Source organism: Streptomyces sp. NPDC056738 (genome assembly GCF_042790435.1).
Taxonomy (GTDB): Bacteria; Actinomycetota; Actinomycetes; order Streptomycetales; family Streptomycetaceae; genus Streptomyces.
Window position 1 is genome coordinate 96483 of sequence record NZ_JBHTZF010000022.1, and the last position, 22035, is coordinate 118517.

The window sequence follows — 22035 nt, forward strand, 5'->3', positions numbered from 1 at the left end:
CCGGAGTTCCTGCTCTCTTGTCCGTGGGGGCAGGTGTCCGTACCCGGGCGGATCCACCGGGCAGGGGTGGGGCCGGCGCAGTGCCGTCGGTGTCCGCCCGGTGTGCGGGGGCCGCGGGCTGCGCCTACCGTGGCTCGCATGGGCGATGCGGTGGAACTCGAAGCGGCCGGCAGGAGCGTGCGTCTGTCCAGCCCGGGCAAGATCTTCTTCCCTGAGCGCGGATTCACGAAGCTGGACCTCGCCCAGTACTACCTCGCCGTCGGCGACGGCATCCTGCGTGCCCTGCGCAACCGCCCCACCACCCTGGAGCGCTACCCGGACGGGGTCACGGGCGAGTCCTTCTTCCAGAAGCGGGCGCCCAAGAACATGCCCGACTGGATCCCGACCGCCCACATCACCTTCCCCAGCGGCCGCAGCGCCGACGAGATGTGCCCCACCGAGCCCGCCGCCGTGCTGTGGGCCGCGCAGTTCGGCACGCTCACCTTCCATCCCTGGCCGGTCCGCCGCGACGACGTCGACAGCCCCGACGAACTGCGCATCGACCTCGACCCGCAGCCCGGCACGGACTACACCGACGCGGTGCGCGCCGCCCACGAACTGCGCGAGGTCCTCCACGAGTACGGCGGTCTGCGGGGCTGGCCCAAGACCTCCGGGGGCCGCGGGCTGCACGTCTTCGTGCCCATCCAGCCGCGCTGGACCTTCACCCAGGTGCGCCGGGCCGCCATCGCCGTCGGGCGCGAGCTCGAACGCCGTATGCCCGACCAGGTCACCACCGCCTGGTGGAAGGAGGAGCGGGGCGAGAAGATCTTCGTGGACTACAACCAGACGGCCCGGGACCGCACCATCGCCTCGGCCTATTCCGTACGTCCCCGCCCGCACGCCCCGGTCTCCGCTCCGCTGCGCTGGGACGAGGTGCAGGAGGCCCGGCCCCGGGACTTCGACCTGGCGACCATGCCGAAGCGCTTCGCCGAACTCGGCGACGTGCACGCCGACATGGACGAGCACGCCTTCTCGCTGGAGGCCCTGCTGGAACTCGCCAGCCGCGACGAGCACGACCACGGCCTCGGCGACCTCCCGTACCCGCCCGAGTACCCGAAGATGCCGGGCGAGCCCAAGCGGGTCCAGCCCAGCCGCGCGAAGCACGAGGACGCCTAGGAAGGCCTGCCGGCCTTTCGCCAAGTCACCCCGTGGCGGGACTGGTTCGAGCCGTTCTCGAAGATCGGGGAGCACCCCCGCGGAGCGAGCGGTCGCGCGGCTATCCTGATCGGCATCCGCCGAGGAGGTGCCCTGAGGTGACCGAGACAGCGTCGCGCCCCACGCTGGAGGCCGTGGCCGCGCGGGCCGGGGTCTCCCGGGCCACCGTGTCACGGGTCGTGAACGGTGGGGACGGAGTCCGTGAACCGCTCGTCGAGCGGGTACGCCGGGCCGTCGAGGAACTGGGCTACGTTCCGAACCAGGCCGCCCGCAGCCTCGTCACCCGGCGCCACGACGCGGTCGCCGTCGTGATCGCCGAACCGGAGACCAGGGTCTTCGCCGACCCGTTCTTCGCCCTCCAGCTCCGGGGCATCAGCAAGGAACTGACGGCCAACGACTCACAACTGGTCCTGCTGCTCACGGAGGGCCGCGACGACCACGCGCGCGTCGCCCGCTATCTCGCCGGCGGCCATGTCGACGGCGCGCTCGTCTTCTCCCTGCACCTCGACGACCCGCTGCCGGGCCTCATCCACGGCGCGGGGGTGCCGACCGTGTTCGGCGGTCGGCCCGGCTGGGGCGACGGCGTCCGCGAAGCGGTGTACGTCGACTGCGACAACCGCGGCGGGGCGCGTCAGGCCGTCCGTCATCTCCTCGGTCTCGGGCGGACGCGCATCGCCCACATCACCGGTGCCCTCGACCAGACGTCCGCGGTCGACCGGCTCGACGGCTTCCGGGACGTCATGGCCGACGCCGGTCCGGAGCTCGTCGCGCAGGGGGACTTCACCCCCGCCGGCGGCGAACGCGCCATGCGGGAACTGCTGGAGCGCCGCCCCGACGTCGACGCGGTGTTCGTGGGGAACGACCTGTCGGCCCTCGGCGTGCTGCGCGTGCTGCGTGAGCACGGGCGACGGGTCCCCGACGACGTGGCCGTGATCGGCTTCGACGACATGCTGCCGATCGCCGAACAGACCGATCCTCCGCTCACGACAGTGCGTCAGGAGATAGAGGAGATGGGCCGGCTGATGGCCCGGATGCTGATCCGCGGACTCGAAGGCGGCCCGGCGGCACAGGTCCCGGCCCCCGATCCCGCCGGAGTGGTCCTGCCGACGACGATCGTCCGACGGGCTTCGGCGTAGGGCTGAAGGGCTGAAGGGCTGAAGGGCTGAAGGGCTGAAGGGCTGAAGGGTTCAAGGGGCCTGGGCACATGGCCGACGCTCGGCGCGGGGCCCATGAGCCTTGCCCCGCGCCGAGAGGGGGCGACCGAGGGAGCGTCAGCTCTGCTGCGGGGCGCTCTTGATCACCGCGAAGCGTGCCCCGTACGGATCGGCGAGTTTGGCCATGCGGCCGACGCCCTCCATGTCCGTGGCGGGCATACGGACCGCACCACCGAGTTCCTCGGCCTTGGCCACCACGGCGTCCGTGTCGGGGACCTCGATGTACGGCAGCCAGTACGCGCCGGTCTTCGCCTCGACCGGGTCGTCCGCGAGCGGCACCAGACCGCCGAACATGGCCTCCTCCTCCGTGTCCGCCGGGTTGACGCAGGTGTAGGTCCCGCCCGGGAACTGGGCCGCCGTCGTCTGCCACCCGAAGACGGAGTTGTAGAACCCGGCGGCCGCCGCGACGTCCGGTGTGCAGAGCTCGACCCAGCACAGGGAGCCCGGGTCGCCGGCCATGCCCAGGCCCTTGGTCCGGCCGGGCTGCCACACGCCGAAGACCACGCCCGCCTGATCGGCGAGCATCGCCATGTGTCCCTCGCCCATCACGTCCATGGGCGGCATGAGCACCGTGCCCTTGTGCTGTTCGACCACCTTCGCCGTGGCCTCGGCGTCGGCGGTCTGGAAGTAGACGTTCCAGGACGGCGGGCCCTGCTCGGCGGTGATCTGCATACCCCCGGCCACGGTCTTGCCGTCCACCTGGAAGAAGCCGTAGCCACCCGCCTCCGGCCCCGCCGACTGGAACCGCCAGCCGAAGAGGCCTCCGTAGAAGGCGATGGCGCCCTCGATGTCGGCCGTGCCGACATCCAGCCAGTTCGGGGAGCCGTTGACGAACCTGGTGGTGAGCATGATTGCCCTCCTTTGAGGGGTCCCGTTGCCTTTGGTGCCGAGTCTTCCACCGCCCACTGACAATCGCCCCGGAGACGCGCAAACCGCCCGCGACGGCGGCACCCGTCACTCCGAGTGGCCGCCGGGATTCGTATCGTCGCCGGTTCGTCGCCGGTTTCTCCGCGCGCCGCCGTGCCCGCGGCCCGCCCCCGGGGCCATCATCGAGGCCGCCGGAAGCCTTGGTACGCCGCGTTGATCCCGCGTTGATCGAACGTTTTTCGCCGCCGGGCACGCTCTGAGCATGTACTCGGTAACCATCACCCCGTCCGACCTCGCCTGGCAGGAGCAGGCGCTGTGCGCGCAGACGGGGGCGGACTTCTTCTTTCCCGAGCCGGGCAGCTCGGTGCGCGAGGCCAAGCGCATCTGCGGGATGTGCGCGATGCGTCCCGCGTGCCTCGAATACGCGCTGAGCAACGACGAACGCTTCGGCGTGTGGGGCGGACTCTCCGAGAAGGAGCGTCTGGGCCTGCGGCGCGCCCTGGAGTGACACGCACCCCCTCACCTCCGTCCGGCTGCCGTCGTGGTTCATCGGAGTGAGCTGTCTGGCATATGCGCTTGGACATTGCCAAATCTGCGTATGACGTCCTCTGATCGTTGTCACCGACACCGAAAGGGACGTCATGGCCGACAGCAAGGCCGACAAAGCCAGGAAAGCCGCGGGATCGATCGGGCTCGTCGCCCCGATGGGGAAGGCCGCACTCGCGCAGGCTCCCCGGGCCGACGAGGAATGGCAGCTACCGGGCGGCAGTGCCCGGGTGTACTACGGGGAGGGCCGCCAGGGAGTGGTCCGGCCCGTCGTCCTGGCCGACGGCTTCAACCTCGGGCCGACCGACTTCGACTGGCTGTGGGACGGGCTGGAGAACGGCAGGTTCCCGTTCATCGGCGAACTGCGACGGCGGGGACGCACGCTGATCCTCGTCGGGTTCGACGAGCGGAGCGAGTCGATCCTGCGCAACGCCGAGACGATGACCGCCGCGATCATGCGGACCATCGCCGAACAGCTCGACGACACCCGGCTGCTCGTCGGCGGGTTCAGCATGGGCGGCATCGTCGCCCGCTACGCGCTGGCCAAGATGGAGACGCAGCGCATGGACCACCGGGTCGGGGTCTACGCGTCGTTCGACAGCCCGCACCGGGGAGCGTGGGTGCCGATCGGACTCCAGGCGTTCGCGCACTACCTCGCCGCCGCTGGCGACGACACCTACCTGCGGCAGATCGGCAGCCCGGCCTCGCAGCAGATGCTCTGGCGCCACCTGGACGCCCTGGACGGTACGCCGAGGGAGAGTCCGCTGCGCCGCGCGTTCAAGGAGCAGTTGGAGCGGGTGGGCGGCTGGCCGCGCATCCCGCGCCTGATCGGGGTGTCCAGCGGGCGCGGCGACGGCGTGGGCAACGGCGTGCGCGCCGGGGCGAAGGCGCTGACCTGCGCCGGACCGCTCTTCGACGGTACGTACTTCCTCGCCCAGCCCAAGGGTGAGGACGTGGAGGTGGCCGTGCTCGACGGCGTCCTCGGCGGACCGCACACGGTCACCACGAGCGGGTTCCCCGAGCTCGACGGCGCGCCCGGCGGGACGCTGGAGTCGTTCGGCCTCGTCGGGGACACGCTCAGGGCGTTCGGCGAGAACGTCGACATGGTCCACCGGTCGGTGTGCTTCGTCCCGTCCGTCAGCGCGGTCGCCATCCGTGACCTGGACCGGCAGGAGAACCTGTACGCCGTCATCGACGAGCTGCCGCCGGAGGAGTCGGATCTCGACGACTTCCTGCTCTCGGCGGACAACGACCCGCACGCCGTCATGACGCAGGAGATCGGGGAGTGGGTCCTGGACCGGCTTCCCGACTAGACCCCGGCCCGGGACCAGACCCCGGCCCGAGGCCGGATCGTTCGGGGACCGTTCGGCCCGGGAACCGGGTGCGGGCCCGCAGGGCCCCGGCATGCGCGGGCGCCCCGGCAGGACCTGAACCCTGCCGGGGCGCCCGGGCGCTCGTCGGTCCACCCGCTCCCGCGTACGCGGGAGGGGGTGTCACGCGGTGGCGCGGGCCGCCATCCGGGCCTTGCGGGCGGCGAGCTTCTCGTCGAACTTCGAGGCCTCGGAGTCCAGGCCGCCCATGAAGTAGCCGAGCTCCTCCTGGGCCTTGAGGCCCTCGGGGCCGAGACCGTCGATCTCCAGGACCCTGAGGTGCCGCAGCACCGGCTGGAGCACGTCGTCGTGGTGGATGCGCAGGTTGTAGACCTCGCCGATGGCCATCTGCGCGGCCATGCGCTCGAAGCCGGGCATGCCGTGACCGGGCATCCGGAAGTTGACGACGACGTCACGGACGGCCTGCATGGTCAGGTCGGGAGCCAGCTCGAACGCGGCCTTCAGGAGGTTGCGGTAGAACACCATGTGCAGGTTCTCGTCGGTCGCGATGCGCGCCAGCATGCGGTCGCAGACCGGGTCGCCCGACTGGTGCCCGGTGTTGCGGTGCGAGATGCGGGTGGCGAGCTCCTGGAACGCGACGTACGCGACCGAGTGCAGCATCGAGTGGCGGTTGTCCGACTCGAATCCCTCGCTCATGTGCTGCATGCGGAACGCCTCGAGCTTGTCCGGGTCCACCGCGCGCGAGGCGAGCAGGTAGTCGCGCATCACGATGCCGTGCCGGCCCTCCTCCGCCGTCCAGCGGTGCACCCAGGTGCCCCAGGCGCCGTCGCGGCCGAACAGGGACGCGATCTCGTGGTGGTAGCTCGGCAGGTTGTCCTCGGTGAGCAGGTTGACGACCAGCGCGATCCGGCCGATCTCGGTGACCTTGGACTGCTCCTTCTCCCAGGCCTCGCCGTCCTCGAAGAGCCCCGGGAAGTTGCGGGCGTCGCTGAAGGGCACGTACTCGTGCGGCATCCAGTCCTTCGCCACCTTCAGGTGGCGATTGAGCTCCGTCTCGACGACTTCCTCCAGCGCGTACAGCAGGCGAGCGTCGGTCCAGGAGGTTGCCGGGCTGCCGAGGTCGGGGGAAGTGATCGTCACTGGTGCTCCAGGGGGGACGGGACAACGAGCGGAACTTCTAACCTACGGCATCGTAGGCTACGTCTCCGTAGGTTACGTCTCCGTAGGTTAAGAACCCCGTAAAGACCGCTGATCAGCGGTGTTACGGGCGCGGGCAGACCGCCTCCCGGCCCACGCCGACGAGACCCGGGGCGTCGAGACGCCTGGGCCGTACGGGTGGCTCGCTCACTCGTTCAGACGTACAGCTCCCGCATCCTCACCGAGAGGCACGTGACACAGCCCTCCAGCTTCTCGAACTCGCCGATGTCCACCACGACCGGTTCGTGCCCGAGGTCGGCGAGCAGTTCCGCGGTCTTCGGGGCGGACGCGGCCATCAGCAGCTTCCCGCCGCCCAGGAGCACCACGTGCGCCCCGGACTCCTCCGGGACGGCCAGGAAGCGCGGGAACAGCGAGGGCGTGTCCACGAGCGGCTCGTACCCGATCACGGTTCCGTCGGGCAGAGCGGTGACCGCCGACTTCAGGTGCAGCACCTTGCTGACGGGAACCGCGACGACCCGGGCCCCGAGCGGTTCGAAGACGGCGCGCACCTGCTGGACCCCGGCCGCGTTCGTCCGGCCGCCGCGGCCCACGTAGATCGTGTCGCCCACCTTCAGGATGTCGCCGCCGTCGAGGGTGCCCGGATCCCAGATCCAGTTCACCGAGCAGCCGAGGCGTGCCACGGCCTCCTCGACCCCCGGCGTCTCGGCCCGCCGCGACTCCGCGCCGGGCCGGGCGATGAGCGCGACATTGCGGAAGACGACGACGGCGTCCTCGACGAACACCGCGTCCGGGCAGTCCTCGGCCGGGTCCACCTCGATCGTCTCCCAGCCGTGCGTCCGCAGTGCCTCGGTGTACGCCTCCCACTGCTCGACCGCCAGATCGACGTCCACCTCCGTGCGTTCCACATGGGTCACCAGCCCCTCGGCGAGGCGGGGGCCGGGCCTGCGGACGAGCGCTTTCTGACTGGGCACGGGCGGTCTCCGAATCGGACGGGGGCATCGAACGCACCATCATGCAGTGCGGTCCGCGCACGCAGAAGACCCTCGGCCCGACGCCGGGCACCGCCCACCCCCGACGCTAGGCCGCCCGTGCTCCCCGCACTATGAGGAATACCCGACAGTTTCCGGAGCGATTTCTTTCAGTTCTCCTCCTTCCAGCAGCAGCCGTCGCGTGATGCCGATCGACTCCAGGAACGGCATGTCGTGGCTCGCGACGATCAGCGCCCCTTCGTACGACTCCAGTGCCGAGGTGAGCTGCCGGACGCTCGCCATGTCGAGGTTGTTCGTCGGCTCGTCGAGCATCAGGAGCTGCGGGGCGGGCTCGGCCAGCATCAGGGCAGCGAGCGCCGCGCGGAAGCGTTCGCCACCGGAGAGCGTCGCCGCCCGCTGGTCGGCCCTCGCCCCCTTGAACAGGAAGCGGGCGAGCCGGGCCCGGATCCGGTTGCGGGTGGCGGCGGGGGCGTACCGGGCCACGTTCTCGGCGACCGTCAGTTCCTCGTCGAGGACGTCGAGCCGCTGCGGCAGGAAGCGCAGGGGCACATGGGCGAGTGCCTCGCCGGACACGGCGTCCAGCTCCCCGGCGATCGTGCGCAGGAGTGTCGTCTTGCCCGATCCGTTGCGCCCGACGATCGCGACGCGTTCGGGGCCGCGAAGATCGAACACGCCGTTCACCCGTGCGCCGTGCTGGAGCTCCAGCCGGTCCAGGGTGAGGACGTCGCGACCCGGCGGCACCGCCGTGTACGGCAGGTCGATCCGGATCACGTCCTCGTCCCGTACGGCCTCCACCGCCTCGTCGAGACGCTCCTTCGCCTCGCTCAGCCTGCCCTCGTGCAGGAGCCGGTGCTTGCCGGCGGACTCCTGGGCCGACCGTTTGCGCGCCCCCATGACGATCTTCGGTTCGCGCTTCTGCTCGTTCATCTTCTGCCCGTACCGTCTGCGCCGCGCCAACTTGACCTGGGCGTCCACCAGTTCGCGCTTCTGCTTCTTCAGGTCGGACTCGGCGACCCGCACCATGCGCTCGGCCGCCTCCTGTTCGGCGGCGAGCGCCTCCTCGTACGCGGAGAAGTTCCCGCCGTACCAGGTGACCTCGCCGGAGTGCAGATCGGCGATCTGGTCGGCCAGGTCGAGGAGTTCACGGTCGTGACTGACCACGATCATGACCCCGGACCAGGCCTCCACGGCCGCGTACAGCCGCTGCCGCGCGTACAGGTCGAGGTTGTTGGTCGGTTCGTCGAGCAGCAGGACGTCCGGCCGGCGCAGCAGGAGCGCGGCCAGCCGCAGCAGCACCGACTCGCCGCCGGACACCTCGCCGATCGTGCGGTCCAGGTCGATGTGCCCGAGACCGAGTTCGCCGAGGGTGGCGCGGGCCCGTTCCTCGACGTCCCAGTCGTCGCCGACGACGTCGAAGTGCTCCTCGGACGCGTCGCCCGCCTCGATCGCGTGCAGGGCGGCGCGCACCGCGCGGATGCCGAGCGCCTCGTCGACCCGCAGCGCGGTGTCGAGGGTGACGTTCTGCGGCAGACGGCCGACCTCGCCCGCGACCCGGACGGTGCCGTCGGCCGGGGTGAGCTCTCCGGCGACCAGCTTCAACAGGGTCGACTTGCCGGAGCCGTTGACGCCGACGAGTCCGGTGACGCCGGGTCCGAAGGCTGCCTGGAGACCGTCGAAGACCTCGGTGCCGTCCGGCCAGGCGAAGGACAGGGAGGTACAGGTGACGGAGGTGGGGAACGTTGACATGAGGGCCTCGCGGTTGCTGGATGCGGTCGGGGGTACGCGTACGGGACACCGCGAGGCGACGACGATCCGGTTCGGAGGAGAGCGGGAAGAACGGGCTCCGCACCCTGGGACGGCTCGAACGCCGAGGTCGCACGCTGCGCACACGCGGGTCCGACGGGACCGGCTGTGTGACGCGGTGTCTCCGACCTCAGACGAGCAACGTCCTTCTCCATTCGACGGCAACAGAAGCGCTTCACACCGTAGAGACGGTCCCGAGGGCTGTCAAAGGATTAACGCGGCCCACCGACGAACCGAGGAGAACCTGTGCCGAACGGCCCACTCTCGTTGCCCGCCCGGCTCTACCTCCTGGCGTGGGACACCACCAAGGGGAAGATCACCGGGTCCACCCACCTCCACCACCTGGTGCGCGCCGGCGCCCTCACCGAGCTCGCCCAGCGCGGGCTGCTCGTCGACGACGACGGCATCGTCACCCCGGTCGACGCCGACACCCGGACCGGGGACGTCGTTCTCGACGGGCTCCTCGAACTCGTGGCGGAGTCCCGGCCCCGGCGGTGGAAGCCGTGGGTCACCTCACGGGCCCGGGTCACCCTGGACGCGGTCCGCGCCCAGCTCGCGGCCGAGGGGTACCTGCGGGCGGAGCGCAAGCGGGTCTTCGGGATCTTCCCGTCCGTCGAGTACGAGCTGGACCGGATCCCCGTGGTGGAGGCCCTGCGCCAGGACGCGCGGGAGGTGCTGGAGGGCCCGGTGCCCGTCGCCGACGTCGGTGACCGCGACGCGGCCCTCGTCGCCCTGGCCACCGCCGCCGAGCTGCGCACCTTCGCGTCGCCCAAGGAACGCAGGCTCCACCGCGACCGCATCGACCGGCTCACCGAGCGCGGGGGCGCGGCGGCTCCCGCCCTGAGGAAGGTCATCCAGGACGTCCGCACGGCGGTGGTCGTGGCGGCCACGACGGCCTCCTCCACGACCGCGGCCACCACGACCTCGAGCTGACGCTCCGGCCACGTCCACGTCGGATTCCTGCCAGCTCCCCTCGCGCCGGCCGTGCTTGGCTTGCCCCATGACCGACACCGAGAGCCTCCGCGACTCCGCCCTCGCCCTCCGCGCCCTGCACGTGCCCGGCCGGCCCCTCGTCCTGGCGAACGCCTGGGACGCGGTGAGCGCCCGGATCGTCGAGGACGCGGGCGGCGCGGCGGTGGCGACGACCAGCGCGGGCCTCGCCTGGTCGCTGGGCGTGGCGGACGGGGACCGGCTGGACAGGGACGTCGCGCTCGCGGCCGTGGCGCGGATCACCGCCGTGGTCCGGGTGCCGGTCAGCGCGGACATCGAGAGCGGGTACGCGTCCGGCGCCGAGGGCGTGGGGGACACGGTCCGGGCGGTGCTCGCGGCGGGCGCGGTGGGCGTGAACATCGAGGACGCCCTGTACGAGGAGGGGGCCGGGCCGCTGCGTCCCGTGGCGGAGCAGGCGGAGCGCATCGCCGCGGTCCGCGCCGCCGCGGACGCCGCGGGGGTTCCCCTGTTCGTCAACGCCCGCATCGACACGTTCCTGCGCGGCGCGGGCGGGGTGGAGGAGACCCTGGAGCGGGCCGCGGCCTTCCTGGCCGCGGGAGCCGACGGCGTCTTCGTCCCCGGAACCGTCGATCCGGCGATCGTGAAGGCGCTCGTCGAGGGCATCGACGGCCCGCTGAACATCCTGGTGGGCCCGGGGGCGCCGTCCGTGGACGAGCTCGCCGCACTCGGGGTGGCCCGGATCAGCGCGGGGTCGAGCATCGCGACGGCGGCGCACGCCCTGGTCCGGCGTGCCGCGCGGGAGCTGCTGGGCACGGGGACCTGCGAGAGCCTGACCGGCGGGTTCGACTACGCCGGCCTCAACGCCCTGATGGGGCGCGCCGGTTGACGGTACCCGCGAGGGTTCAGCAGGTGCCCCGCATGAGTTCCTCCAGATCGTGGTCCAGGTCCACCTGGAGGTGTTCGAGGCCGACCGGCACCAGCTCGGTGGTCTGCTGGAGGAAGGTTCTCACCTCGCCCGAACGCACATGGATCACCGCGGTGCCCTCGGGGGCGTGGAACTCCAGGACGGTGCGGTCGAACCCGTACGGCCGTACCCGTACGTCGCCGTACCCCACCGCGTCCTCCAGACCCGACACGAGCAGGTCCCGGGCGAAGGTCCAGCAGACCTCGACGCCTTCGAGCGTGGCCGGGGCAGGGAAGGTCATGCGGACGGCGAACGGGTCGGTCCGGTCGTAGTGCAGCGTGGCCGGAATGCTCGGCATCCGCGGCGCGGCGGCGACGAGTCGGGCCTCTACGGGCTGCTCGATTGCGGTGGACAACGCCTTGCTCCCTTGTGACGGCTGGACGAACTCCGGGCGGATGAAGCCGGTCAATTGAAGAGACGGAAGAATGACCCGGCGCGTGCACCTCTGACCCGAGTGACCTCTGTCACCGAGGCCATGCGCCGGGAGATCCACTTTCCCCGATCGTGATGATCCTTGTCGGAGATCGTGGTGATCCCTTTCCCTTCCGCGCTCACCCGACACCGAAGAGGACACCCGGGCGGCCCCCGAGGTTCCCTCCGGAGGCCATCTGGACGCGATCGGGGGAGTGGACTAGCTTCGCCCGCCATGAGGGGCTTGGGGAAGACGAGACGCACGGGCCGTACGGTCGGCGTGGGTTCGGCGGCCGCCGCACTCGCCGCCGCGCTGGTCGTGGCGGTACCCGGGGTGGCGGCGCCCGCGCGGGCGCACGACACGGCGCGGACCCCGCACTGGGCGCTCAAGGACACCGGCACGGACGCGCGTTTTCGCGGACTGTCGGCCGTCGGCAGGGACACCGCGTGGGTGGCCGGCTCGAAGGGGACCGTGCTGCGCACCACCGACGGCGGCGCGGTCTGGCGGAACGTGTCGCCGCCCGGCGCCGCGGACCTGGAGTTCCGCGACATCGAGGCGTTCGACGCCCGGCGTGCCGTGGTCCTGGCCATCGGCGAGGGCGAGGCGTCCCGCGTCTACCGGACCGAGGACGGCGGCGCCACCTGGACCGAGTCCTTCCGCAACACCGACGCGCACGCCTTCTACGACTGCCTCACGTTTCTCGACCGGCGGCACGGCCTGGCGATGAGCGACCCGGTGGACGGCAGGTTCCGCATCCTGTCGACCGGCGACGGCGGCCGTACCTGGAAGGTGCTGCCCGGCGACGGCATGCCGGCCGCCGAGGACGGCGAGGCGGGCTTCGCCGCGAGCGGTCAGTGCCTGGTCGGCTCGGGGCCCCGCGACGTGTGGCTGGCCACGGGCGGCGGGGCGCACGCGCGCGTGCTGCACTCCGCGGACCGCGGACTGACCTGGACCGCCACCGACACCCCGGTCCCCGCGGGCGACCCGGCGCGCGGCGTCTTCGCCCTCGCCTTCCGCGACCGCGTCCACGGCATCGCGGTGGGCGGCGACTACCGCGCCGACCAGCCCTCACCCCGGGCCGCGGCGATCACCCCCGACGGCGGCCGCACCTGGACCACCGCGGACCGGCCCCCGCCCGCCTACCGCTCCGGCGTCACCTGGCTGCCGCACAGCCGCACCGCCGCCCTCGCGGTCGGCCCCACCGGCACCGACCTGACAACCGACGGCGGCCGCACCTGGCGCACCCTCGACACCGGTTCGTACGACACCGTGGACTGCACCCCGGACCTCGGCTGCTGGGCTTCGGGCGAGAAGGGACGCGTCGCCCGGCTGGAGCGTTGAGACGAGGGGAGGGCGCCCGGGGCGGTCCTCAGCCGAGGGTCTCCCGGTAGCGCTCCAGGCCCGGTGCGGTCTTCGTCGCCACGAACTCGGTGACGCGGTACGCGCACACGCCCGCGGTGACGAACGGGTCGCCCGCGGCGATCTCCTCGATCCGCGCCCGGTCCTCCGCGACGGCGAGGATCACCCCGCCGTCGCGGGGGTTCTTGCGCCCCGAGGCGAGGAAGGTCCCGGCCGCGTACTGCTCGTCGAGCCAGGCGACATGCGCCTCCAGAACGGCATCGACGGCGTCGAGCGGCGCGGTGTAGGACAACTCCAGTACGAACATGATCGCGACCCTACGCCCACCGTCCGCCCGCCCCGGCCCACCCTCACGAGGACCGGCCCGTAGGCTCGTTCGCATCATGACGATCGTGAGCATTCCCGCGGGCTGGCCCGTCACCGAGGAACAAGCCCGTGCCGTACAGGACGAGTTGCGCGAGCGGGTGGTGCTCGACGAGCCGGGCCCGCCGCCCGGCACCGGCCACGTGACCGGCGTCGACGTCGCCTACGACGACGAGCGGGACGTCGTGGTCGCGGCCGCCGTCGTCCTCGACGCGGCCACCCGCGAGGTCGTGGCGGAGGCCACCGCCGTCGGCAGGGTCTCCTTCCCGTACGTCCCCGGGCTGCTCGCCTTCCGCGAGATCCCGACCGTCATGGCCGCCCTGGACGCCCTGCCCTGCCCGCCCGGCCTCGTCGTCTGCGACGGCTACGGCCTCGCCCACCCGCGCCGCTTCGGCCTCGCCAGCCATCTGGGCGTCCTCACCGGCCTTCCCACGATCGGGGTCGCCAAGAACCCGTTCACCTTCTCCTACGAGGAGCCGGGCACCCGGCGCGGCAGCGCCTCACCGCTGCTCGCGGGCACCGACGAGGTGGGCCGCGCGCTGCGCACCCGGGACGGGGTCAAGCCGGTGTTCGTGTCCGTCGGCCACCGCGTGGACCTCGACAACGCCTGCGCCCACACCCTCGCGCTGACCCCGAAGTACCGTCTGCCGGAATCCACCCGCCGCGCGGACTCCCTGTGCCGCCTGGCGCTCCGGCAGGCGACGTCCTGACAGCGAGGCGTCCTCGGCCCGGCCCGCACGGGTGAGTACGCCTCCTGAGTACCCGTACGGATGTACGGCCGGGCCGCGACCGGCAGGCTGACGGCATGACGACGAACCGGGCATCGAACCCCTCCGCCGAACCCGCGTGGCCCGACGGGCGCGCGGTGACGGCCGCGCTGGTCCTCGCCGTCCCGGCCGGCCTCGCCTGGATCGGCGGGATGATCTACACGGTGATCGCCTGGACATCGTGAGCACCGCCCGGCCCGCACCGTCACGCGAGGCCCCGCGGACAGGCCCCGGAGCGTGTCCGCGAAGTCCCGCCCGCCCGGCGAGAGCGCGTGCAGGGCGTCGCCGGGCAGAGGGCAGTCGCCGGACAGGCTCTAGCGCACCGCCGCCACACGGAAGGTGATCCCCGCCGCGCTCAGCCGTTCCAGGAGCGCGTCGCCCATCGCCACCACCGGGGTGACCTGCCCGGACGTCTTCGGCAGGTCGTCCAGGGCCAGCGACAGGGCCGACTCCGCGAGCATCTTCGCGGTCTCGCCGTAGCCGGGGTCGCCGCCCGAGACCTCGGTGAACACGCGACGGCCGCCGCCCTCGCCCACGAAACGCACCGAGAACCAGCTCTTCGCGCGTCGTTCGGCGCTGGGCCCCTCACCCGGCTTGATCCGGTCGGAGAGCCAGCGGCGGGCGGGCGGGACCTGGGCGGCGGCGAAGAGCGCGCTCACCCCGGCGACGCCGCCCAGGGCGATGGGCAGCCGCTCGACGGCCGCGTAGTGGCGGTAGCGGAAGTCCGGCCCGTAGCGGGCCAGGGCGCGCGCCGAGCGCTGCACCACCTGGGCGTCGATGGTGGGCAGCGGCAGCGCCCACGCCCCGACCTCCTTGGCGAACCGCGGTGCCCCCAGCGGGGCCTCGACCCGCCGCCCCATCAGGCGCGGTTCGTGGTGCCTGCGTTCCCGCGCCGCGGCCAGCATGTGCCGGCCCCGCGCGAACTGGTTGAGGGCGGAGGCGAACGTGCCGCCCGAGAACATCGCCTGCGAGCGGACGAACCCCTCCACCCTCAGCGGCACGTCCTCGGGGAGCTGCCGAACGGTGAACCAGGCGCCCAGGTCGTGCGGGATCGAGTCGAAGCCGCAGGCGTGCACGAGCCGAGCGCCCGTCTCCCGCGCGCGTGCGTCGTGCCGCACGTACATCAGGTCCACGAACTCGGGCTCGCCGGTCAGGTCCAGATAGTCGGTGCCGGCGTCCGCGCAGGCGGCCACCAGCTCCTCCCCGTAGGTGATGTACGGCCCCACGGTCGAGGCCACCACGCGCGCCTGCCGGGCGAGTTCGCCCAGCGAGTCCGGGTCGGTCACGTCGGCGCGCAGCACACCGGGGGCGCCGCCGAGCCGTTCCCGCAGCCGTTCCAGCTTCTCGGTGCTGCGTCCGGCGATCGCCCACCGCAGTCCCTCGGGCGCGTGGGCGGCCAGATACTCCGCGGTGAGCTCCCCGACGAAACCCGTGGCTCCGAAGAGCACGATGTCGTACGCGCGGTCCGGCTCGTTCACCCTGCTCATGACACCCTCCACCACACTGTGGGCTGCGCTCGAACGCGCGACCCGCGCCACGTCGTGCGCGAAGCGCCGTTGTCGGTGGCTGAGGCTAGCGTGAGGTACGAACAGCCGGACGACGAGGTGGTACGAACAGGCCGGAGGCAGCCGTGGCCGTGTCGGAAAACGCGCTGAAAAAGTGGCAGAAAGTGCGTGCGTTCGCGCTCGGCCTGCCCGGCGCCGCGGAGGAGTTCCCCTGGGGCGAGACCGTCGTGAAGGTCAACAAGAAGGTCTTCGTCTTTCTCGGTCTCGACGACGGCAGTCACCCGCTCGGCGTCACGGTGAAGCTCAAGGACGAGGCGGCGCACGCCCACGCGCTCACCGCGCCCGGGGCGGAGCCCGCCGGGTACGGCCTGGGCAGGGCCGGCTGGGTGCGTGTACCCCTGGGGGAGCAGGGGGCGCCGGCGGCGGAGCTGCTGTGCGACTGGGTCGAGGAGAGCTATCGCGTGATAGCACCCAAAAGGCTGATAGCCGAGCTGGACCAGCGCTGATCGCGACGGCGACCCGGTGGCGATCGAGGCCGGCCCCGACCGGAAGCCGGTCCTGAAGCCGGTCTTGAATCCGGCCCCGGATCCGGCTCCGTATCCGGCCCCGAGGCCGGAATTTAACTAAGCGCTTGCTCGCCGGGGGCTTGCCCGGAGTGGAACACGTTCTTAACATCACTGATGTCACATCAGTGGTGTCACAGTGCTGGGGGCTTGATGACAGCGGCAGGAACGCCGGGACACGGTCCCCTCGCCGGGGTGCGCGTGGTCGAGCTGGCGGGCATCGGTCCGGGCCCGTTCGCCGCCATGCTGCTGGCCGACCTCGGAGCGGACGTCGTCCGGGTGGACCGGCCCGGCGGCGCCGGGATCGGCGTCGACCCGGCCCACGACGTCACCAACCGCAACAAGCGGTCCGTGCTCGTCGACCTCAAGGCCGAGGACGGCCCGTCGCGCGTCCTGGACCTGGCCGAACGGGCCGACATCCTGATCGAGGGCTACCGCCCGGGCGTCGCCGAGCGGCTCGGCGTGGGCCCCGAGGACTGCCGGGCCCGCAACCCGCGGCTCGTCTACGGCCGGATGACGGGGTGGGGCCAGGAAGGACCGCTCGCCCAGCGCGCCGGGCACGACATCGCCTACATCGCGCTCACCGGCACCCTCGGGATGATCGGCGCCGCGGACGGGCCGCCGGCGGTCCCGGCGAACCTCCTCGGCGACTACGCGGGCGGCTCGCTCTACCTCGTCGTCGGTCTCCTCGCCGCCCTGCACCACGCGCGGGCCACCGGCACCGGCCAGGTCGTGGACGCGGCCATCGTCGACGGCACCGCGCACCTCTCGACGATGATCCACGGCATGATCGCGGCGGGCGGCTGGCAGGACCGGCGCGCCGCCAACCTCCTCGACGGCGGCTGCCCGTACTACGGGACCTACGAGACCGCCGACGGCCTGCACATGGCCGTCGGCCCCCTGGAGCAGCGGTTCTACGACCGGTTCGTCGACCTGCTCGGCATCCCCGAACTCGGTTCCGCCCACAAGGACTTGGCGCGCTGGGAGGAACTGCGCGCGGCGGTCGCCGACCGCTTCAGGACCCGTACGAGAGACGAGTGGACCGCCGTCTTCGAAGGCAGCGACGCGTGTGTGGCGCCGGTCCTGTCCCTGCGCGAGGCACCCGGTCATCCGCATCTCGCCGCCCGGGGCACCTTCGTGGAGCACGGCGGCATCACCCAGCCCGCCCCCGCGCCGCGCTTCTCGGTCACCGCCACCTCCGTCCGCGGCGGGCCCGCCCTGCCCGGCGCCGACACTGAGGACGTGGCCCGCGACTGGGACGTACCCGGACTGACGAAGGACGGCGGATGACGAGATTCCGCACGCCGCCCGTACCCGGCCGGGGCCCGGCGCCCGCCCGCGCCTGCGCGAGCCCCGGTACCGCCCGCCCCGAACGTTTCCGTACGCACTCCAGGAAGGCGCTTCCCGCATGAAGCGGCAGATCTTCACCGCCGAGCACGACGCGTTCCGCGAGACCGTGCGCACCTTCCTCGCCAAGGAGGTGCTGCCCCACTACGAGCAGTGGGAGAAGGACGGCATCGTCTCCCGCGAGGCCTGGCGCGCGGCCGGGAAGCAGGGCCTGCTCGGACTCGCCGTGCCCGAGGAGTACGGAGGCGGCGGCACCACCGACTTCCGCTACAGCGCCGTCCTGGCCGAGGAGTTCACGCGCGCGGGAGCGGCCGGCCTGGCCCTCGGGCTGCACAACGACATCATCGGCCCGTATCTGACCGGCCTCGCCACCGAGGAGCAGAAGCGGCGCTGGCTGCCCGGTTTCTGCGACGGCTCGATCATCACCGCGATCGCGATGACCGAACCCGGAGCCGGCTCCGACCTCCAGGGCATCACGACGCACGCCGAGGACAAGGGCGACCACTTCCTGCTCAACGGCTCCAAGACGTTCATCTCCAACGGCATCCTCGCCGACCTGGTGATCGTGGTCGCCAGGACCACCCCCGAGGGCGGCGCGCACGGACTGTCGCTGCTCGTCGTCGAGCGGGGCGCGGAGGGCTTCGAACGGGGCCGCAACCTCGACAAGATCGGCCAGAAGTCGCAGGACACCGCGGAGTTGTTCTTCAACGACGTCCGCGTGCCCAAGGAGAACCTGCTCGGCGAACCGAACGGCGCGTTCATCCACCTGATGACCAACCTCGCACAGGAGCGCATGGGCATCGCCGTCGCCGCCATCGCCGGCGCCGAACACCTCCTGGAGATCACCACCCAGTACGTGAAGGAGCGCGAGGCGTTCGGACGGCCGCTCGCCAAGCTCCAGCACATCCGCTTCGAGATAGCCGAGATGGCCACCGAGTGCGCCGTCACCCGCACCTTCCTCGACCGCTGCATCGTCGACCACTCGGACGGTGAACTCGACGCGGTGCACGCCTCCATGGCGAAGTGGTGGGCCACCGAACTGCAGAAGCGGGTCGCCGACCGGTGTCTTCAACTGCACGGCGGCTACGGCTACATGACGGAGTACCGGGTCGCACGGGCCTTCACCGACGGACGCATCCAGACCATCTACGGCGGGACGACCGAGATCATGAAGGAGATCATCGGCCGCTCCCTGCTCGGCTAAACCCTCCTCGAAAGGCTTACCAGTGAGCACCGAAGCGTACGTGTACGACGCGATCCGCACCCCGCGCGGTCGCGGCAAGCAGAACGGCTCCCTGCACGGAACGAAGCCCATCGACCTCGTCGTCGGGCTCATCCACGAGGTGCAGCGCCGCTTCCCCGGCCTCGACCCGGCCGCCGTCGACGACATCGTGCTCGGTGTCGTCGGCCCGGTCGGCGACCAGGGCTCCGACATCGCCCGGATCGCGGCCATCGCCGCCGGACTGCCCGACACGGTGGCCGGTGTCCAGGAGAACCGCTTCTGCGCCTCGGGCCTCGAAGCCGTCAACATGGCCGCGATGAAGGTCCGTTCGGGCTGGGAGGACCTGGTCCTCGCGGGCGGCGTCGAGTCGATGTCGCGCGTGCCGATGGCCTCGGACGGCGGCGCCTGGTTCGCCGACCCGATGACCAACCTGGCCACCAACTTCGTGCCGCAGGGCATCGGCGCCGACCTCATCGCCACCATCGAGGGCTTCTCCCGCCGCGACGTCGACGAGTACGCGGCCCTCTCCCAGGAGCGCGCGGCCACCGCCGTGAAGGACGGCCGCTTCGACCGGTCCGTCGTCCCGGTCAGGGACCGCGCCGGTCTCACGGTCCTCGACCACGACGAGTTCCTGCGCCCCGGCACCACCGCCGACTCGCTGGCCAAGCTGAAGCCGTCGTTCGCGGACATCGGCGAACTGGGCGGATTCGACGCGGTGGCGCTCCAGAAGTACCACTGGGTCGAGAAGATCGACCACGTCCACCATGCGGGCAACTCCTCCGGCATCGTCGACGGCGCCTCGCTCGTCGCCATCGGCTCCAAGGAGGTCGGCGAGCGCTACGGCCTGACCCCGCGCGCGCGGATCGTCGCCGCCGCCGTGTCCGGCTCCGAGCCGACCATCATGCTCACCGGCCCCGCGCCCGCCGCCCGCAAGGCGCTCGCCAAGGCCGGTCTGACCATCGACGACATCGACCTCGTCGAGATCAACGAGGCCTTCGCGGCCGTCGTCCTGCGCTTCGTGAAGGACATGGGCCTGTCGCTGGACAAGGTCAACGTCAACGGCGGCGCCATCGCGCTCGGCCACCCCCTCGGCGCCACCGGCGCGATGATCCTCGGCACCCTCGTCGACGAGCTGGAGCGCCAGGACAAGCGCTACGGCCTCGCCACCCTGTGCGTGGGCGGCGGCATGGGTATCGCCACGATCGTCGAACGCGTCTGACCTTCCCAACGGATCAAGGATCTACGGAGCATCCCCTGATGAGCACTGAGCCCACCACCATCCGCTGGGAACAGGACGAGACCGGCGTCGTCACCCTCGTCCTCGACGACCCCAACCAGTCCGCCAACACCATGAACGCGGCCTTCCGCGCCTCCCTCGCCGCGGTCACCGACCGGCTGGAGGCCGAGAAGGACTCGATCCGGGGCGTCATCTTCACCTCCGCCAAGAAGACCTTCTTCGCGGGCGGCGACCTGCGCGACCTCATCCGGGTCACCCCCGAGACCGCCCAGGACCTCTTCGACGGCGGCCTCGCGATCAAGCGCAACCTGCGCCGCATCGAGACCCTGGGCAAGCCGGTCGTCGCCGCGATCAACGGCGCGGCCCTCGGTGGCGGCTTCGAGCTCGCCCTCGCCTGCCACCACCGGGTCGCCCTCGACACCTCCGGCACCAAGATCGGCTGCCCCGAGGTCACGCTCGGCCTGCTCCCCGGAGGCGGCGGAGTCGTCCGCACCGTGCGGCTGCTGGGCATCGCCGACGCCCTGCTGAAGGTCCTCCTCCAGGGCACGCAGTACAACGCCACGCGCGCCCGGGACAACGGCCTCGTGCACGAGGTGGCCGCCACTCCCGAGGAACTGCTCGCCAAGGCCCGCGCGTTCATCGACGCCAACCCCGAGTCGCAGCAGCCCTGGGACAAGCCCGGCTACCGCATCCCCGGCGGCACCCCGGCGAACCCGAAGTTCGCGGCCAACCTGCCCGCCTTCCCGGCCAACCTGCGCAAGCAGACCAACGGCGCGCCCTACCCGGCCCCGCGCAACATCCTCGCGGCCGCCGTCGAGGGCTCCCAGGTCGACTTCGAGACGGCCCAGGTCATCGAGGCCCGCTACTTCGTCGAGCTGGCCGCCGGCCAGACCTCGAAGAACATGATCCAGGCCTTCTTCTTCGACCTCCAGGCCGTCAACTCCGGCGCCAACCGCCCCAAGGGCGTCGAGCCGCGCCCGGTCCGCAGGGTCGCCGTCCTCGGCGCCGGGATGATGGGCGCGGGCATCGCCTACTCGTGCGCGCTCGCGGGCATGGACGTCGTCCTCAAGGACGTCTCGGCCGACGCGGCCGCCAAGGGCAAGGCGTACTCCGAGAAGCTGTGCGCCAAGGCCGTCTCGCGGGGTCGTACGACCCCGGAGAAGGCCGACGCGCTGCTCGCCCGCATCACGCCCACCGCCGACCCGAACGACCTCGCGGGCTGCGACGCGGTCATCGAGGCGGTCTTCGAGGACACCGCGCTCAAGCACAAGGTGTTCCAGGAGATCCAGAACATCGTCGAGCCCGACGCCCTGCTCTGCTCCAACACCTCCACCCTGCCGATCACCGCCCTCGCCGAAGGCGTCGAGCGGCAGGAGGACTTCATCGGGCTGCACTTCTTCTCGCCCGTCGACAAGATGCCGCTGGTGGAGATCATCAAGGGCGAGCGCACCGGCGACGAGGCCCTGGCCCGCGCCTTCGACCTGGTCCGCCAGATCAAGAAGACCCCGATCGTCGTCAACGACTCGCGGGGCTTCTTCACCTCCCGGGTCATCGGGCACTTCATCAACGAGGGTGTCGCGATGGTCGGCGAGGGCATCGAGCCCGCCTCCGTCGAGCAGGCCGCCGCCCAGGCCGGCTACCCGGCGAAGGTCCTCTCCCTCATGGACGAGCTGACCCTCACCCTGCCGCGCAAGATCCGCAAGGAGTCGAAGCAGGCCGTCGAGGAGGCCGGCGGCACGTGGGAGACCCACCCGGCCGAGGCCGTCATCGACCGCATGGTGGACGAGTTCGAGCGTCCCGGCCGCAGCGGGGGAGCGGGCTTCTACGAGTACGGCGAGGACGGCGCGCGCGGTCCGCTCTGGCCCGGTCTGCGCGAGCACTTCACCAAGCCGGGGTACGAGATCCCGTTCGAGGACATGAAGGAGCGCATGCTCTTCTCCGAGGCGCTGGACACCGTCCGGCTCCTCGAGGAGGGCGTCCTGACCTCCGTCGCCGACGCCAACATCGGTTCCGTCTTCGGGATCGGCTTCCCGGGCTGGACCGGTGGTGTCCTCCAGTACATCAACGGCTACGAGGGTGCGACCGGTACGGGACCGGCCGCGTTCGTGGCCCGCGCGCGGGAGCTCGCCGAGCGCTACGGCGACCGTTTCCTCCCGCCGGCGCTGCTCGTCGAGAAGGCGGAGAACGGCGAGCGGTTCGCCGACGCGTCCTGATCCGGGCCGCCGCCCGATCCGGTCCCGGAT

The 22035-nt window shown here is 71.7% G+C and carries 21 protein-coding genes; 14 read left to right on the forward strand and 7 right to left on the reverse strand.

Annotated elements, in window-relative coordinates; all coding sequences use genetic code 11:
* The first annotated feature begins 138 nt into the window (after positions 1 to 138).
* On the forward strand, positions 139 to 1155 hold the full coding sequence (gene ligD / locus ACFRIC_RS38210) for a non-homologous end-joining DNA ligase (protein ID WP_382796160.1): 1017 nt from the start codon (positions 139 to 141) through the stop codon (positions 1153 to 1155).
* A gap of 137 nt (positions 1156 to 1292) precedes the next feature.
* Positions 1293 to 2330 (forward strand): LacI family DNA-binding transcriptional regulator, encoded by a 1038-nt coding sequence (locus tag ACFRIC_RS38215; protein WP_382796161.1) that lies wholly within the window; start codon positions 1293 to 1295, stop codon positions 2328 to 2330.
* Between the two features lie 135 nt (positions 2331 to 2465).
* Here ACFRIC_RS38215 and ACFRIC_RS38220 read toward each other — a convergent pair whose 3' ends face one another.
* Positions 2466 to 3257, reverse strand: coding sequence for a VOC family protein (locus tag ACFRIC_RS38220; RefSeq protein ID WP_382796163.1), 792 nt, complete (start codon positions 3255 to 3257; stop codon positions 2466 to 2468).
* 280 nt (positions 3258 to 3537) lie between these two features.
* Here ACFRIC_RS38220 and ACFRIC_RS38225 point away from each other — a divergent pair, with 280 nt between their 5' ends.
* Both ACFRIC_RS38225 and ACFRIC_RS38230 read left to right on the forward strand, forming a co-directional pair.
* Positions 3538 to 3783, forward strand: a complete 246-nt coding sequence (locus tag ACFRIC_RS38225) for a WhiB family transcriptional regulator (protein ID WP_355768218.1) — start codon at positions 3538 to 3540, stop codon at positions 3781 to 3783.
* A gap of 133 nt (positions 3784 to 3916) precedes the next feature.
* Positions 3917 to 5134 carry an esterase/lipase family protein gene (locus ACFRIC_RS38230; RefSeq protein ID WP_382796165.1) on the forward strand — a complete coding sequence of 406 codons (1218 nt, stop codon included), beginning with the start codon at positions 3917 to 3919 and terminating at the stop codon, positions 5132 to 5134.
* A gap of 180 nt (positions 5135 to 5314) precedes the next feature.
* Here ACFRIC_RS38230 and ACFRIC_RS38235 read toward each other — a convergent pair whose 3' ends face one another.
* From ACFRIC_RS38235 to ACFRIC_RS38245, 3 genes are all read right to left on the reverse strand, one after another.
* Entirely contained in the window at positions 5315 to 6292 is a 978-nt protein-coding gene (locus ACFRIC_RS38235) for an acyl-ACP desaturase (protein WP_382796167.1), read from the reverse strand.
* A gap of 212 nt (positions 6293 to 6504) precedes the next feature.
* Positions 6505 to 7281, reverse strand: coding sequence for a dimethylargininase (gene ddaH / locus ACFRIC_RS38240; protein ID WP_382796169.1), 777 nt, complete (start codon positions 7279 to 7281; stop codon positions 6505 to 6507).
* A gap of 129 nt (positions 7282 to 7410) precedes the next feature.
* The gene (locus tag ACFRIC_RS38245; RefSeq protein ID WP_382796170.1) at positions 7411 to 9045 is read right to left on the reverse strand and encodes an ABC-F family ATP-binding cassette domain-containing protein; all 1635 of its coding nucleotides are present in this window, start codon (positions 9043 to 9045) and stop codon (positions 7411 to 7413) included.
* A 303-nt stretch (positions 9046 to 9348) separates the two neighbouring features.
* Here ACFRIC_RS38245 and ACFRIC_RS38250 point away from each other — a divergent pair, with 303 nt between their 5' ends.
* Together ACFRIC_RS38250 and ACFRIC_RS38255 are read left to right on the forward strand one after the other, a co-directional pair.
* Positions 9349 to 10035 carry a GPP34 family phosphoprotein gene (locus tag ACFRIC_RS38250; RefSeq protein ID WP_382796172.1) on the forward strand — a complete coding sequence of 229 codons (687 nt, stop codon included), beginning with the start codon at positions 9349 to 9351 and terminating at the stop codon, positions 10033 to 10035.
* A gap of 67 nt (positions 10036 to 10102) precedes the next feature.
* Entirely contained in the window at positions 10103 to 10939 is an 837-nt protein-coding gene (locus ACFRIC_RS38255) for an isocitrate lyase/phosphoenolpyruvate mutase family protein (protein WP_382796174.1), read from the forward strand.
* A gap of 16 nt (positions 10940 to 10955) precedes the next feature.
* Here the strand turns inward: ACFRIC_RS38255 and ACFRIC_RS38260 are convergent, their stop codons facing one another.
* Positions 10956 to 11372, reverse strand: coding sequence for an SsgA family sporulation/cell division regulator (locus ACFRIC_RS38260; RefSeq protein WP_382796176.1), 417 nt, complete (start codon positions 11370 to 11372; stop codon positions 10956 to 10958).
* Positions 11373 to 11663: 291 nt separating this feature from the next.
* Here ACFRIC_RS38260 and ACFRIC_RS38265 point away from each other — a divergent pair, with 291 nt between their 5' ends.
* A complete protein-coding gene (locus ACFRIC_RS38265) occupies positions 11664 to 12770 on the forward strand; it encodes a WD40/YVTN/BNR-like repeat-containing protein (protein WP_382796177.1) in 1107 nt (368 codons plus the stop codon).
* Between the two features lie 28 nt (positions 12771 to 12798).
* Here the strand turns inward: ACFRIC_RS38265 and ACFRIC_RS38270 are convergent, their stop codons facing one another.
* Positions 12799 to 13095 carry a YciI family protein gene (locus tag ACFRIC_RS38270; protein WP_382796179.1) on the reverse strand — a complete coding sequence of 99 codons (297 nt, stop codon included), beginning with the start codon at positions 13093 to 13095 and terminating at the stop codon, positions 12799 to 12801.
* 76 nt (positions 13096 to 13171) lie between these two features.
* Between ACFRIC_RS38270 and ACFRIC_RS38275 the strand changes: the two genes are divergently transcribed.
* Positions 13172 to 13861 (forward strand): endonuclease V, encoded by a 690-nt coding sequence (locus ACFRIC_RS38275; protein ID WP_382796181.1) that lies wholly within the window; start codon positions 13172 to 13174, stop codon positions 13859 to 13861.
* 95 nt (positions 13862 to 13956) lie between these two features.
* Entirely contained in the window at positions 13957 to 14103 is a 147-nt protein-coding gene (gene mmpA, locus ACFRIC_RS38280; RefSeq protein WP_382796182.1) for a morphogenic membrane protein MmpA, read from the forward strand.
* A 129-nt stretch (positions 14104 to 14232) separates the two neighbouring features.
* On the opposite strand, the gene ACFRIC_RS38285 is transcribed toward mmpA, so the two are convergent.
* Positions 14233 to 15405: a saccharopine dehydrogenase family protein gene (locus ACFRIC_RS38285; RefSeq protein ID WP_382796184.1), complete on the reverse strand. Its 1173-nt coding sequence runs from the start codon at positions 15403 to 15405 to the stop codon at positions 14233 to 14235.
* Between the two features lie 143 nt (positions 15406 to 15548).
* Between ACFRIC_RS38285 and ACFRIC_RS38290 the strand changes: the two genes are divergently transcribed.
* The 5 genes from ACFRIC_RS38290 (at position 15549) to ACFRIC_RS38310 (ending at position 22005) form a co-directional block, all read left to right on the forward strand.
* Positions 15549 to 15929 (forward strand): MmcQ/YjbR family DNA-binding protein, encoded by a 381-nt coding sequence (locus tag ACFRIC_RS38290; RefSeq protein WP_382796185.1) that lies wholly within the window; start codon positions 15549 to 15551, stop codon positions 15927 to 15929.
* Between the two features lie 210 nt (positions 15930 to 16139).
* Positions 16140 to 17276: a CaiB/BaiF CoA transferase family protein gene (locus tag ACFRIC_RS38295; protein WP_382796187.1), complete on the forward strand. Its 1137-nt coding sequence runs from the start codon at positions 16140 to 16142 to the stop codon at positions 17274 to 17276.
* 118 nt (positions 17277 to 17394) lie between these two features.
* Positions 17395 to 18537 (forward strand): acyl-CoA dehydrogenase family protein, encoded by a 1143-nt coding sequence (locus ACFRIC_RS38300; RefSeq protein WP_382796188.1) that lies wholly within the window; start codon positions 17395 to 17397, stop codon positions 18535 to 18537.
* Between the two features lie 22 nt (positions 18538 to 18559).
* A complete protein-coding gene (locus tag ACFRIC_RS38305; protein WP_382796190.1) occupies positions 18560 to 19774 on the forward strand; it encodes an acetyl-CoA C-acetyltransferase in 1215 nt (404 codons plus the stop codon).
* Between the two features lie 38 nt (positions 19775 to 19812).
* Complete coding sequence (locus ACFRIC_RS38310; protein ID WP_382796192.1) at positions 19813 to 22005, forward strand: 3-hydroxyacyl-CoA dehydrogenase NAD-binding domain-containing protein; 2193 nt, start codon at positions 19813 to 19815, stop codon at positions 22003 to 22005.
* The last annotated feature ends 30 nt before the right edge of the window (positions 22006 to 22035 follow it).